The following is a 13,105-nucleotide window of genomic DNA, read 5'->3' on the forward strand; positions in this document are numbered from 1 at the left end:
GGAAAAAGAGTCTTATTCTTTAAAAAAATGTATAGATTTTATAGTATTGGATTTTGCTTGATGTTTAATTTTGGTTAATTCAAGCAAAAAACTCAAAGAAAACTCATTTAACTCTTTATTAATCAGATGTATTTCTAAAAAAGATATAAATTCTAGTTGCTTTAAACTAGACTTTAATGTTTTATGATTATAAGTGTTGAAAGCTTGTTTAGTCTTAACTTGCTTTGTAGGTTGTATCTTTTTTTTATTAAATAGACCTATAACTGTTAGTAAAAGAGGGAATTTCATGAATTTGATATGTTTTAACACCTCAAAAATAACATTATAAAACCTTGATTATTAAAACTTTCTATAATTACACTATTTACTTCGGTTAATTGCACATATCTGTCGGTAAGCTTAACTGTTAATGTAGTTTTTCTCGCATTCTTTTGGTCATGCCTTTAACTACCATGTCATAAGAGTGGTCTAAAAGCTTAGTAATTAGCTTTAAATCTAATTCAGATTGATGTAAGTAAATGGTATTCCAATGTTTTTTACTCATATGCCAACCAGCTTCAATACTTTGATAGTCTTCACGAAGTTGGATAGCATATTCTGGGTCGCATTTTAGGTTAATTGACGCAAGTCCAGCTTCCCATTTTTTTAATGGTACTAATGCAAACATTTTACCTAGCACTTTAAAAACTAATGTATCTTGATCAAATGGAAAATCTTCGGTAGATTTTGGTTTACTAAGACAATATGCTCTGAGTTGTTCTATATCCATTTTAAGAACAAATTACATCTACTTTTGTTGAGATGGTTTTGATTTACTAGAATATTTTTTAAGCATTCTGTAATTCATGTTTTTTTCAGTGTCAGCTAACATCGGAATGTCTAAACTAACTAGGACTTCGTTAATGTATTGTAAAAATTTATTCATATCAATAGCTTTTTTTGGTTACAAACAAGTTATCAAATCACATTGTCACATATTATAAATGTAAGTAAATAAAATATTAAATCCGATAAAACGCTAAAATAATCGACAAAATAATCTTATTTTAATTTTAAATTATCTTTAGATTTGATTTTTAAAGCCGAGTAGTCTAGTGTCCAACCAATAGTTTGAACTATATTTTCAACAAGTAATAAAGACTCTAACGCTTCTTGCTTTGCCACATTATACAATCCACTTTCTGGTACTTTGTCAATAATATGCTGCTTAGCTTCTTCGCTTAGATTGGTTAAATCTGTAGCTTCAAACTTATTAAAATAACCATCTTTTTTATCGTAGTAATTTATATTGGTTTCGATTGACAATATTTCTGGCTGCGGAAAATGACTTATAGTTACAGTCTTTTTTTTAGGGTTCGAGGTTAATTCAATTTTATTAAAATCATAACCAACATAAGCTTTAGCATTAATAACAACCAGCGCTTTTTTCTTACTAGACACTAATTTTAAAAACCGCTCTTTAACATCTTCATAATGATAGATTTCGGCAAAATCACCTTCTACAGTAATAAATTTGCAGACTTTTTTTATTTTATCTAATAAAATTATAGATTGTGCAGAGACCTTTTTTTTGGACTGAAAATATCCGTATAAAGTATAAGCACCTAAGGCTAAAATACCACCAACGACTAGTGTAAAAAATGTTTCCATCTATTGTTCTATTTTATATAAAATGGGTTTACTTGGTGTTGCATCGTTTTGTATTGGTGCAATCTGAAGGTTTAATATATATTTGCCATCTTTAACTTTATTTGGCACATAAATAAACTCTGTTATAGTTGCATTTTTTCTGAGTTTACCATTAAAATCCCAAAATGCTTTATGTGCTAACAACTTACCTTCATCCTTTTCTTTATCGACACTTGGTAAATCTATAAGTAAATGCTTTACGCCAATTTTTCGTATAAATGTTGCTGCATCTTCTGTTAAATAAGGCCAATTGGTATTAGAGTATTGTCTTGATTTTTTCTCTTTTGTATTAGGCATAGTCCTTATTATTAAGGCTTGCGGTTTACGTTGTTTTAATAAATATTGAAGCTGTGCTTTTGATATCACTTGGTCTTCGCCAATTAATTCTGGTGCAACCGAAATAACTTCTGATAAAAAGAAAAATTGCTTTAAGCATTTATTTACACTATAAAATTGCTCTGTAATATGACCAACACATTCTGTATGAGTACCATGTGCATGTGGATTAAATTGAATGGTATTAAAGTTGATTGATGCACCTTCCTTTACACTAGCTGTCCAGTCATTAATAACTACAGGTTCTATTTTAGGCTCATCAATATACCATGCATTAGCATTGCTTTTGGATGCACGAAGTGGCATTGAAATATCTAAAGGTTGAGCTAAATTTACTGTGTATTTTTTAGTGTTAATGGTTATTGTGGTTATCATTTAAGCGTCTTGTGTTTTTTAATTTTAGGTTGCTATAAGTTAAAAATAAAAACATATAAAACCAATGCTAAAAAGTTATAATTACCTTAATTTAAATAAATCTGAAGCAATTCCGTCGCTTAAAAACTTTCCTTTTTGTGTTGTTTTCAATCTATTATCCACAATACATAGCATTTGGTTATTTATGTACTGATTAGCTTGTTGCAACAAGTATTCCAAAAATGATTCTCCAAACTGTTTTTTGACTTCAGTTAATGAAACTCCCCAAATGGTACGCAAACCAGTCATAATAAACTCGTTATATTTATCATTTTTAGTTAAAATTTCAATTTCTAAAGGAAGTTGATCTTGGTTAATCTTTTTGATATAAATGGTGTTATTTTTAACATTCCATGCACGTTGCTTACCATTAAAACTGTGTGCAGAAGGCCCAATTCCTAAATAGGACTTGCCTAACCAGTAAGCGCTATTATTTTTGCTATAATATCCTTTTTTAGCAAAATTGGACAACTCATAATGTTCAAAACCTGCTTGATTTAGCTGGTCTATTAAAATATGAAACTGGTCATGAGCTAGATCATCGTCAACATTATCAATAATTCCTTTTTTAATAAAACTAGCCAACGCTGTTTTAGGTTCTACAGTTAGAGCGTAACTAGAAATATGAGGAATACCAAAACTTAAAGCAGTTTGGATATTTTCCAACCATTCTTGATTAGTACTGTTTGGAATACCATAAATTAAGTCCAAACTTATATTATCAAAATATTGAGTTGCGGTTTCAAGACAACGCTTAGCTTCAATAGCATTGTGCGCACGATTCATTAGTTTTAAATCTTTTTCATGAAACGATTGTACACCAATACTAAGTCTATTAATCCCTGTTTTTTTTAATTCTTCAAATTTAGTTTTATACAACGACTGTACTTCTGATATACTTAATGCGTCAATATTATTGATAATTAAATCGTCAGGATTAGCCTCTAATGTTATTTCTGGATGATCAGTGACTTTATAATTTAAATAAACACTATCTATTAAATATTGCAACTCATTTGTAGACAAAACACTTGGTGTACCTCCTCCAAAATATATGGTTTCAATTGTAGTGTCTTTAAATTCGTCTTTACGTAATTGTAATTCTTTCGCTAAAGCGAAAACCAATTGATCTTTCTTTTTTAATGACGTCGAAAAATGAAAATCACAATAATGACAAGCTTGTTTGCAAAAAGGTATATGTATGTATATTCCTGACATATTATTCAGTTATTAACTGTAAAAACAATTATTACTACTTTTTTACACGCTTTTCATTCTGTTTAACAAAACTTGCCCAACCAGAATATCTTTTACCAATTTCTACACGACCTTGATTATAAAAATGACATACAGCTGCACCAAGTCCATCCATAGAATCTAGATTTTTTGGTAAGGTTTTAATACCTAACATCCCTTGAAGCATTTTTGCAACCTGCTCCTTACTTGCGTTACCACTTCCTGTAATTGCCATTTTTATTTTTTTAGGTGCATACTCTGTAATTGGCACTTCACGACTTAATCCTGCAGCCATAGCAACACCTTGCGCACGACCTAACTTAAGCATACTTTGTACGTTTTTACCAAAAAAAGGCGCTTCAATAGCAATCTCGTCTGGATGATGTGTTTCAATCAACTCAATAGTACGTTCAAAAATAAGTTTCAGTTTTAGGTAATGGTCATCGTATTTTTTTAAGTCCAATTCGTTTAACTGTATTAAACTCATTTTTTTATTTACCACTTTTATTAATCCAAAACCCATGATGGTTGTGCCTGGATCAATACCTAAAATTATTTGTTCTTTGCTCATTTAGTTACAAGTATAACAACCACTTAAAGACACAGCAATACCTACACTAACGGTTAATAAGTTTCCGTTAAAGGATCCAAATCCCTCCGTAATTGGATCAAAATCTTTAGCAAAACCATAAATGTAAGATGTATCTACAAAAGCTGAAACACTCCTACTTATTCCATAATGAAATTCTAGTCCAGCCATTCCGTTTAAAAAGGCTGTTTTATTATCTCCATAATCACCTAATGGTTTAATCATAGAGTAACCTGGTCCAGCATGAAAGACAACTCCTGTATCAATAGGTAAAAAACTAAAAAAACGTGTTGCATCATAAACAAATTGTAAATTAATACGAGAGTAATTGGTTTTAAATTCTGGTGTGTTATTTGCATTAGCAAAACGGTTGTATCCAAAATCTAATTTTGCTCCTAATTGAGGGGTAAACATACGTTGAAGTCCTAAATTTATAGAAGGAAAATTAATACTATTAGCTTCAAAAGGTGTAACCAAACCACTTTGAGATGGACTGTTAATACCTAAAGCCATTAAAGCTTTCCATTTACTAGTTTCAATTTGTGCACTTGAAGTTGTTACTGCCAAAACAGTAATTACAATAATACAATAGTGTTTAATAGTAGATAACATTGTGTAATATTTAGTTTAATTTGCAAGCCTCAACTTTGCCCAACTAATAATGCGTTTTAGCTTGCCTTACAAAACTAAACAATTCTTTGTTGTACTTATTAAATTAAGTATAGTTGTTGGTGCTTTTTATTTTATTTATCATAAAATTACATATAATGACAACTTAGATTTTAATGGTTTTGTGCTTTTTTTGAAACAAAACCGTTTATTTACAGTCAAAAATGGTCTAATACTACTTAGTTTATCGTTTCTAAATTGGTTTTTAGAAATCAAAAAGTGGCAATTTTTAGTCTCAAATCTAAAAAAACTTAGCTTTTTACAAGCTTCAGCACAATGTTTAGGATCTTTAACAGCATCATTAATAACACCAAATCGTATTGGAGAGTATGGTGCAAAAGCCATGTATTACAAAAAGTCACAACGTAAACAGGTTGTATTTATTAATTTAATAGGCAACCTAATGCAACTTAGCATTACTATTTTAGTAGGTAGTATTGGGTTAATTCTATTTTATAAAAATCACACTATATCACTTGATTATTTTAATATTGTTAAAGGCCTATTAATACTACTAACCTTTACTTTTTTTGTTTTCTTTATATTACAACAAACAAAGTATCGACTACAAAAAATTGATTTAATAAAGATTAAAAATAAATTAACCGATTTAGGATTAAAACATAGCCTTATTGGCTTGACATTATCCTTATTACGATATTTGATATTCTCGTTTCAGTTTTACTATATTTTAAAACTTTTTAATGTAAATTTAGATTACTTGCAAGCCATGACCATAATATCAAGCATGTATTTATTAGCTTCAATCATACCAACAATTTCAGTTTTTGATGTTGTTATAAAAGGAAGTATTGCCTTATACTTATTCGGTTTGGTTAACGTAGCCCAATTACCCGTTTTAAGTTGCATACTTTTAATGTGGATCTTAAATTTTGCAATTCCAAGTCTTGTTGGTTGTTATTATGTTTTAAAATTCGATTTAATTAAAAACTAATGGTTGTAACATTTATAATTATAATATGCCTTTATCTATTATTAATAGTCAGTCTTATTATTGGTTTTGATGCCATAAAAACAGAAACTATTACTAACCAAAACCCCAAAACCGCATTTACTGTTATTATTCCTTTTAGAAATGAGGCCCAAAATTTACCACACTTAATAAACTCCATATTACAATTACAATATCCAAAACACTTATTTGAAATTATTTTGGTAGATGACGACTCAGAAGACGCTTCGATCAATACCATTAATAACTGCTTTAATTTAAAAGATAATACAATTGATTATAAAATATTAAAAAACCAACGCCTAACACAATCACCAAAAAAAGATGCCATAACTTGCGCCATCAAACAGGCAAAATACGATTGGATTATTACTACAGATGCTGACTGTATTTTACCTAAACATTGGCTAACCAGTTTTGCTGATTTTATCCAACACAATGCTGTTAAAATGGTTGCTGGACCTGTAACTTACCACTATAACAAATCACTTTTACATGCTTTTCAAGCATTAGATTTTATTAGTCTTATAGGAGCAACTATTGGAGGATTTGGTATAAAAAAACCTTTTTTAAGTAATGGTGCAAATTTAGCTTATAAAAAAGATTTTTTTGAAACACTAAATGGTTTTAATGGAAACACAAACATTGCTAGTGGAGACGATATTTTTTTAATGGAAAAAGCATTACTAAACAACCCTAATACTGTTACATTTTTAAAAAACAAAAATGCTATAGTAATTACAAAGCCTTTAGATAATTTAAAAGATTTAATTGCGCAACGTGTACGCTGGGCAAGCAAAACCAGTAATTACAACAACACTTTTGCTAAACTAGTTGGTGTGTTGGTTTTATTTGCAAATGCCATTTTAATTATTGGATTAGTTATTGGTTTAATAAAGCAAATTAATTTTAAAACAGTTGGTATTTTATTTACACTAAAAAGCTGCGTAGATTTCATATTAATTTACAAAACCAGTCAATTTTTAAATAATAAAAACATATTGCATCATTTTTTATGGAGCTGTTTTATATATCCTTTTTTTAGTGTTTATATAGCATTTACTTCTTTATTTACAACATACAAATGGAAAGGTCGTTCGTTTAAAAAATAGTGATTTAGGTTAAAAAATTCTACATTAGCAGTAAACCAATACATTAGATCATGAAAACACTTACTTTATTACTTTGTTTACTAGTGACTACTTTAAGTTTTGCTCAAGACAACTTTACATATAATAATCAAACTATAGCACTTAAAACTGAGGTTGAAGGTGATTATGATTTACTTTGGAATACATTTGATGGTCAATTTAGATACTTTATAAAAGATAAATCTGAACAACTTATAGAGTTAACAAACACCAAACAAATTAATAATAATTATAATTTTAAATACAAAAACACTTTAAAATCTGCAACCAATCTTGATGCTTCAAAAACAAAATTCACCCTTTACAGTTTAAAAAAATATTTTAATCAAGCCAATGCAGCCAGTAACCCTAACTATACCTTTAAGGATAATAGCTTAAAATTAAAAACTAGATTAGGACTTTTTGGAGGAGTAACAAACCATCCATTTGTATATAATCCGGATAATAATAAAGCAACTTATTTTGGAGCAGAACTAGAGTTTTTTGAAAGTAAAGCAATGCCAGCACATTCTGGTTTTTTAAATTTTAGAACGTCGTTAAAAACAAGAGATTTTGAATATAACTTAAATCAAATTGCTTTAGGTTATCGTTTTAGATTTATAAATAAAACAACTTTTAACATTTATGCACAAACTAAAATTGCAACTTATACAACCTCAAGTATAAAGTCTACTTATGAATATCCTGAATCTCCTGAAAACGTTATTACTATTGAAAATAAAAGCAACGGGTTTGATGTGCCATTAATTTTTGGACTTGGTGCAGATTTTAAAATTGGAGCAGGTTTTGTAACTATAGTATATGATAGTTTATTTGCTATTGTTCAAGATAATGAAGATCAATTCCCTGTAGATTTTGCTATAGGTTATAAGTTTAATTTATAAAGTTTTAATTAACCTGAAGTACAATTGGCATTTTAAATTGTGTTTTAACTTGTTGACCACGTTTTACTGCTGGAAATATTTGAGGTAAACTATTTAAACTTTCAGTAATTGAAGCTTTTAGATCAGGAATCTCATGAATGGTTATACTATCAATTTCAATATCTTTAATAAGGAGTTCTCCTTTTTCAGAAATTAAAAAAGATAACATGATAGTATCCTTAACATCTTGATTAACAATGATAGTTTGATATTGTAATTGCTCTGATATATGATTAGCTAAAGTAGTTTCAAAACAATACTTAATATCTTGTTTGTCTTGAAATGAATCACATACTGAAAAACTAGGATAATTATCTACTTCGTTCCAATTGAAGGTTTTTAACTCTTCATTCAAAATAGCTTCAGGTGTCGTTTTTTTTACATTAAAATACTGGCAAGACACCAATATTAAAAGTAGTAAAGTCACAGCTATTTGTTTCATAATTAACTAATATAGCGGAAAAATACGACTTTTTAAAATGACTAAATCTTGTAACGTACTAATTTCTTTTTACAACAAATAAATTTGAGTAAGTATTACTGTCTTTTGTGATTTTTAAAACGTAAACACCATCTTCCAATTTATCAACACTAATTGTTTCGTTTAAATCACCTTTAGTAAATTGTGTGTCGTATTGTTGTACCAAAACACCATTGGTCATATAAACAGCAATATTATATTGACCTTGTACTACTTGTTTAAAAGCTATATTTAATTTACTAACAGCTGGGTTTGGATATAGACTAATATTCTCTTTAGATAATGAGCTTACTGCTTGATCACAACATACTTCCTCCTGTACAACTTTAGTTGTTTTTGCACCTAAAGTGATGTTTTTTATTAGTGTTTTTTCGTCTCTTAAAATAGTAAACCTTACAGCATCAAAAGGCTGATAAGCTTTAACCGCTTTGATAGCATCACCACGTCTATTAACCTCTAGACCGTCTATAGCTAAAACTAAGTCATAAGGTTGCAAACCATTGCTTGCTGCTGCTGTATCATCAATAACTTTCATTATAATAACACCTTTATCTGTTTTGCTTTCCTTATCACATGGACTTCCAAATTGTACTCCTAAAAAAGCAGTTTCGTAAACAATTTTATCAATCGTGCATGTGTTTTTGCATTGCTGTATTGTCTGGGCCTGTAAGAAACTTACAATAGATAATAAAAGTATAAATAAAGGTAAAGCTCTTTTCATATAAAGGTATTTTAATAATCTTCATCAAGATATAGTATTTTTTAGAGAAATTAAATATTTGTTCAAAAAAACTAGACTTTATAGATTAAATAAAATATTTTACAGTTAAACTACAAAAAAACCAAAGCAAGGCTTTGACTTTTTTGTAGTTAGAGTACCATTAATATATTTTAAACTTGATTGGTAAGGCATAATTAACATTAACTGGCTGACCATTTAAAGTTGCTGGAATTAGTTTGGGTAAGTCATTAATTACTCTAATAGCTTCCGACTCTATATCCTCATGCAGAGCTCTAGTCTTAATAATTTCTACATCTACTTTTGAAGTAATTTTAAACTGAGCAATAACCCTATATACATCTTCAGTTAGACCATACACCTTGGCATTATCCATAGTTTTGGTTTCGATAACTTACTCTTCTTTTTGATTTGTAGACTGATCGTTAGAACATGAGACATAAACTAACAATGCTAAAAGCATAGGTATTAAAAATAAATAAAGCAACATCGAGGAATGTTGCTTTATTAAGTGTGTAAATGTAAAAAATGCTATTAATCAAACAAGAAGTTTGTTTGGGAATAATATTAACTTATACTAAAAGTTATATTCAAATATAGAGAATATAAAAGTTAGTCATTATGGCTAAAACCACAAGGTGGTTGTGGCAAAAACCACATGTTTCAATAATAACTTAAGCTATAGGTGTTTTTTAGCAGAGAAAAAAAATAAAATTTTAACATTACGGCTTATATATAGCCTTTATCCTTAGCAATTGCTATTAAAGTTTCGTCTTTTCCGTCATCGACTATAAACAAATCTTTAAGGTTTTTTTTACGTTTTTCAATAGCACTTAAAGTAATTCCAAGATGTCCAACAAGGTCTTTGGTTTTGACTCCCAAAGATAAAAAATGAAGCATTTTATGGTTTATTTCATCAACTTCAATTGGATTAAAAATACTACGCTTAATCACATTTGTAATTGTACCAGTGTAAAATGGTGGATTATTCTGAATTGCATCAAAAGCACTAGCTAACTCACTAGAGGTTAAATCGCTTTTGATTAAAAAACCTTCAGGATTAATAGACCTAATAATGCTATGGATTCTGTACACCTCGTTAAACATAGTTAAAATTACAACTTTGGCTTCTGGTTGTACTTGTTTAATATACTTAGCTAAATCTTCTCCTGATTTATAAATACCATCTTGAGAAGCAGGAATGCTAATATCAAAAAAATAAATATTGTAAGGTTTACCCATACTTCTTGATTTTTTTATTGCATCTAAAGCTGAGTCACAGTCTGTTGCTATGTCTATATCTAGTGTTTGATTTGGTTTTTTATTAGCTAATAATGTATGTTGGTAGCCTTCAATAATCATTGGATGATCGTCTACCATTAAAATTCTTAATGTGTTATTTTCCATAGGTTAATGACTTGATACTATGACATTGATAGTTATTGTCGTTCCTTTATTAATTTTACTTTCTATCTTTAACTTACCGTTAATCTCTTTTATTCTGGAATCTAAATTTTTTAAGCCAATTCCTTTTCTAGACTTGTTTAAATCAAATCCAGATCCATTATCTGAAACAGTTAAAGTTAATAGATTTTTTTCATACTTAAATGAAATATTTACCAATGTTGCATTGGCATGTTTATAAGTATTTTGCATTGTTTCTTGCAAAATACGATATAAATGAATTTTGATTTTATTATTTAAAGACTCCCAATTAATATCATCCTGAATATCAAGCCTATAATTAATATTATAAGCTGTCATTTGGGTTTCAACTAATGCGGTAATAATATCAAGAAAACCTGCTTGATGAATGAATTCCGAGTTTAATTCGTGCGATACTTTTCTTATTTCTTCTTCAATATTTTTTAATTCGGAAATATAGTAACCTCTTTTTTTTGTTGCTGCGTCTGTTTTACTAATATTTAATCCATCTAAACTTAATCTTACACCAAACAATTTACCAAGAATACCATCATGTATATCTTTTGAAATTCTATTTTTTTCTAAACTTTTAGCCTCATCAATTTTATTTTGTTGAGATAACATAAGGTTATAAATTTCTTCATTAGCCTCTTGTTGTTGACGCTCTAACTGTAATTCTTTATTTTTTTCACGTTGAGTTTTTAATATATATAAAAAGAATAAAACGACCAATAAACTAATAGAGGTAATTAACAACCACAAACGCTCTCTTGACATTTGCTTATTTTCTTGTTTGATTTCGTCGGTTTCAAAATCAATTCGCATGAATTTATTTCTATTTGCTCTTTCAGCTAATATCAAACTATCATTAAGTTTAATATGCTCATACAAATACTGTTTTGAAGCTTCACCAGTTTCAATTTTAGATTTTAAAACAAGTGCTTTTAATATTGTTTTATTATTGCTTAGCTCCTTACCTAATTTGTAGCCAATATTTGCATAATGGTTAGCAGAATCTAAAATATTTCTAGATTTAAAATATTCAGCAAAATTTACAGAAACGGTCTGTTTAACATCTATATCTGAAACAGAATTACAAATACTGTAAGATTGCCTGAACAAAGATTCTATTTCATTATCATTAGATTCACCTCTTAAAAACCTAGAATAAGCTAACTCATTTACAATGTATGCATAAGTTGTAGGATCTTCATTTAATAATTTAGTGTCTTTAATAATTTGTTTACATTTTGCAATCGCTAAATTATAATCCCCTTTTTTACGATACGTAGAAGCAATATTTACATTGGAATAAATTTTATAATAATATATATCATCAGAACTTAAATATAACCTTGCCTTAGTTGTATTTATACTTTTTATAGCCTTTTTATGAAAATCTATTGAATTATCGTATTGGTGTAGTTCACCTGTAATTATTCCAATAGTATTATACAACGACCATTGTGTATCCAGATTATAAGCGTTTATTGGTAGTTTTTTAACCAACTCAATTGCTTTTATTACATTGTTTTGGGCACCTATATAATCTCTTTCAGCTTCTTGCAGGTTTGCCATATTAAGCAATACAGCTGCCTGAAGCTTATAATCTTTTAATTTATCATATTGTTTAGCTGCATTAAAGTAATAAAAATAGGCACTATCAATTTTTTGCAATCCATAATAAGCATACCCCAAATTATAATTGGCATTTGCAACTGATAAAGTATCATCAATTTCATAAGCCAATTCTAAATTCTCAAAGTTTATATTTTTTAATTTCTCAAACTTTTGATTTACAATGTATAAATAAGATAAATTTTTATTACTATTTAATAATGTACTATCTACATCTAATTTAATAGATAGGTAAACTGCTTTTTCGGCATATTTAATCCTTTCAATATTCGAATAACCCTCATTTTTGGACAAAGCCCTATAATAGTATATTGAATCAGCCTGTTGCCCAAAACAAAAACAGGTTAATAATACAGCTAATAATAAAGTAAAATATTTATTCAATCTATTTCAAAAAAATGTTGCTGTCAAATTTATGATAAATAACATAAACTTATCCCTGAGTAGGAATCTTATTCTTTTTAATCCCACTTGTTGCTAATAATTTAACCTCAACTGGCTTTACTGTTGTTTCTGATGTTGCTGTCGGAGCATCATTTAAAGTGCTTACTGCTGATAATAATACTATTGAAAAAAGAGCTACTAATGTTATTTTAAGAGTTTTCATGATCGTAAAGATTTTAATAAATGAGTTGACTATTAATTGTATGCTGTTTGATATGGTGTCTTAAATTCGAAAGACTAACCTTGAGTAGGAATCTTATTCTTTTTAATTCCACTTGTTGCTAATAATTTAACCTCAACTGGCTTTACTGTTGTTTCTGATGTTGCTGTCGGAGCATCATTTAAAGTGCTTACTGCTGATAATAATACTATTGAAAAAAGAGCTACTAATGTTATTT

The 13,105-nt window shown here is 28.6% G+C and carries 16 protein-coding genes; 3 read left to right on the plus strand and 13 right to left on the minus strand.

Going from position 1 to position 13,105, the window contains the following annotated elements; genetic code table 11:
- Positions 1-406 precede the first annotated feature (406 nt).
- From JAO71_RS10430 to JAO71_RS10460, 7 genes are all read right to left on the minus strand, one after another.
- Positions 407-769 (minus strand): MmcQ/YjbR family DNA-binding protein, encoded by a 363-nt coding sequence (locus JAO71_RS10430; protein WP_203000715.1) that lies wholly within the window; start codon positions 767-769, stop codon positions 407-409.
- A gap of 18 nt (positions 770-787) precedes the next feature.
- On the minus strand, positions 788-925 hold the full coding sequence (locus tag JAO71_RS10435) for a hypothetical protein (protein ID WP_157243621.1): 138 nt from the start codon (positions 923-925) through the stop codon (positions 788-790).
- Positions 926-1,041: 116 nt separating this feature from the next.
- On the minus strand, positions 1,042-1,650 hold the full coding sequence (locus JAO71_RS10440; RefSeq protein ID WP_028289400.1) for a DUF4230 domain-containing protein: 609 nt from the start codon (positions 1,648-1,650) through the stop codon (positions 1,042-1,044).
- Entirely contained in the window at positions 1,651-2,400 is a 750-nt protein-coding gene (locus JAO71_RS10445; protein WP_028289401.1) for a cyclase family protein, read from the minus strand.
- An 81-nt stretch (positions 2,401-2,481) separates the two neighbouring features.
- On the minus strand, positions 2,482-3,657 hold the full coding sequence (gene hemW / locus JAO71_RS10450) for a radical SAM family heme chaperone HemW (RefSeq protein WP_203000717.1): 1,176 nt from the start codon (positions 3,655-3,657) through the stop codon (positions 2,482-2,484).
- A gap of 34 nt (positions 3,658-3,691) precedes the next feature.
- Positions 3,692-4,246 carry a crossover junction endodeoxyribonuclease RuvC gene (gene ruvC, locus JAO71_RS10455; RefSeq protein WP_203000719.1) on the minus strand — a complete coding sequence of 185 codons (555 nt, stop codon included), beginning with the start codon at positions 4,244-4,246 and terminating at the stop codon, positions 3,692-3,694.
- Positions 4,247-4,876, minus strand: a complete 630-nt coding sequence (locus tag JAO71_RS10460) for a cell envelope biogenesis protein OmpA (protein ID WP_203000721.1) — start codon at positions 4,874-4,876, stop codon at positions 4,247-4,249.
- A 49-nt stretch (positions 4,877-4,925) separates the two neighbouring features.
- On the opposite strand from JAO71_RS10460, the gene JAO71_RS10465 reads away from it, so the two are divergent.
- From JAO71_RS10465 to JAO71_RS10475, 3 genes are read left to right on the plus strand one after another with little or no spacing between them, the layout of a single operon-like run.
- Positions 4,926-5,888 carry a lysylphosphatidylglycerol synthase domain-containing protein gene (locus JAO71_RS10465; protein WP_116823568.1) on the plus strand — a complete coding sequence of 321 codons (963 nt, stop codon included), beginning with the start codon at positions 4,926-4,928 and terminating at the stop codon, positions 5,886-5,888.
- Positions 5,888-7,018 carry a glycosyltransferase gene (locus tag JAO71_RS10470; protein ID WP_203000723.1) on the plus strand — a complete coding sequence of 377 codons (1,131 nt, stop codon included), beginning with the start codon at positions 5,888-5,890 and terminating at the stop codon, positions 7,016-7,018. The genes JAO71_RS10465 and JAO71_RS10470 overlap by 1 nt, the downstream gene beginning before the upstream one ends.
- Positions 7,019-7,068: 50 nt before the next feature.
- On the plus strand, positions 7,069-7,941 hold the full coding sequence (locus tag JAO71_RS10475) for a hypothetical protein (RefSeq protein ID WP_203000725.1): 873 nt from the start codon (positions 7,069-7,071) through the stop codon (positions 7,939-7,941).
- 4 nt (positions 7,942-7,945) lie between these two features.
- Here the strand turns inward: JAO71_RS10475 and JAO71_RS10480 are convergent, their stop codons facing one another.
- From JAO71_RS10480 to JAO71_RS10505, 6 genes are all read right to left on the minus strand, one after another.
- Positions 7,946-8,422, minus strand: a complete 477-nt coding sequence (locus JAO71_RS10480) for a hypothetical protein (protein ID WP_028289408.1) — start codon at positions 8,420-8,422, stop codon at positions 7,946-7,948.
- A 58-nt stretch (positions 8,423-8,480) separates the two neighbouring features.
- Positions 8,481-9,182, minus strand: coding sequence for a PDZ domain-containing protein (locus tag JAO71_RS10485; protein ID WP_116823571.1), 702 nt, complete (start codon positions 9,180-9,182; stop codon positions 8,481-8,483).
- 160 nt (positions 9,183-9,342) lie between these two features.
- Positions 9,343-9,576, minus strand: coding sequence for an energy transducer TonB (locus JAO71_RS10490; RefSeq protein ID WP_203000727.1), 234 nt, complete (start codon positions 9,574-9,576; stop codon positions 9,343-9,345).
- Between the two features lie 353 nt (positions 9,577-9,929).
- The gene (locus JAO71_RS10495) at positions 9,930-10,607 is read right to left on the minus strand and encodes a response regulator (RefSeq protein WP_054852556.1); all 678 of its coding nucleotides are present in this window, start codon (positions 10,605-10,607) and stop codon (positions 9,930-9,932) included.
- A gap of 3 nt (positions 10,608-10,610) precedes the next feature.
- Complete coding sequence (locus JAO71_RS10500) at positions 10,611-12,557, minus strand: tetratricopeptide repeat-containing sensor histidine kinase (protein WP_148638461.1); 1,947 nt, start codon at positions 12,555-12,557, stop codon at positions 10,611-10,613.
- A 139-nt stretch (positions 12,558-12,696) separates the two neighbouring features.
- Positions 12,697-12,870 (minus strand): hypothetical protein, encoded by a 174-nt coding sequence (locus JAO71_RS10505; protein ID WP_162874867.1) that lies wholly within the window; start codon positions 12,868-12,870, stop codon positions 12,697-12,699.
- Positions 12,871-13,105: the final 235 nt, after the last annotated feature.

The sequence above is a fragment of the Olleya sediminilitoris genome (assembly GCF_016785945.1).
In the GTDB taxonomy this organism is placed as follows: Bacteria; Bacteroidota; Bacteroidia; order Flavobacteriales; family Flavobacteriaceae; genus Olleya; species Olleya sediminilitoris.

Excerpts from the sequence above, each read along its gene's own strand:
- JAO71_RS10430 (WP_203000715.1), bottom strand. The coding sequence starts at position 769 with ATGGATATAGAACAACTCAGAGCATATTGTCTTAGTAAACCAAAATCT.
- JAO71_RS10435 (WP_157243621.1), bottom strand. The coding sequence starts at position 925 with ATGAATAAATTTTTACAATACATTAACGAAGTCCTAGTTAGTTTAGAC.
- JAO71_RS10440 (WP_028289400.1), bottom strand. The coding sequence starts at position 1,650 with ATGGAAACATTTTTTACACTAGTCGTTGGTGGTATTTTAGCCTTAGGT.
- JAO71_RS10445 (WP_028289401.1), bottom strand. The coding sequence starts at position 2,400 with ATGATAACCACAATAACCATTAACACTAAAAAATACACAGTAAATTTA.
- hemW (WP_203000717.1), bottom strand. The coding sequence starts at position 3,657 with ATGTCAGGAATATACATACATATACCTTTTTGCAAACAAGCTTGTCAT.
- ruvC (WP_203000719.1), bottom strand. The coding sequence starts at position 4,246 with ATGAGCAAAGAACAAATAATTTTAGGTATTGATCCAGGCACAACCATC.
- JAO71_RS10460 (WP_203000721.1), bottom strand. The coding sequence starts at position 4,876 with ATGTTATCTACTATTAAACACTATTGTATTATTGTAATTACTGTTTTG.
- JAO71_RS10465 (WP_116823568.1), top strand. The coding sequence starts at position 4,926 with ATGCGTTTTAGCTTGCCTTACAAAACTAAACAATTCTTTGTTGTACTT.
- JAO71_RS10470 (WP_203000723.1), top strand. The coding sequence starts at position 5,888 with ATGGTTGTAACATTTATAATTATAATATGCCTTTATCTATTATTAATA.
- JAO71_RS10475 (WP_203000725.1), top strand. The coding sequence starts at position 7,069 with ATGAAAACACTTACTTTATTACTTTGTTTACTAGTGACTACTTTAAGT.
- JAO71_RS10480 (WP_028289408.1), bottom strand. The coding sequence starts at position 8,422 with ATGAAACAAATAGCTGTGACTTTACTACTTTTAATATTGGTGTCTTGC.
- JAO71_RS10485 (WP_116823571.1), bottom strand. The coding sequence starts at position 9,182 with ATGAAAAGAGCTTTACCTTTATTTATACTTTTATTATCTATTGTAAGT.
- JAO71_RS10490 (WP_203000727.1), bottom strand. The coding sequence starts at position 9,576 with ATGGATAATGCCAAGGTGTATGGTCTAACTGAAGATGTATATAGGGTT.
- JAO71_RS10495 (WP_054852556.1), bottom strand. The coding sequence starts at position 10,607 with ATGGAAAATAACACATTAAGAATTTTAATGGTAGACGATCATCCAATG.
- JAO71_RS10505 (WP_162874867.1), bottom strand. The coding sequence starts at position 12,870 with ATGAAAACTCTTAAAATAACATTAGTAGCTCTTTTTTCAATAGTATTA.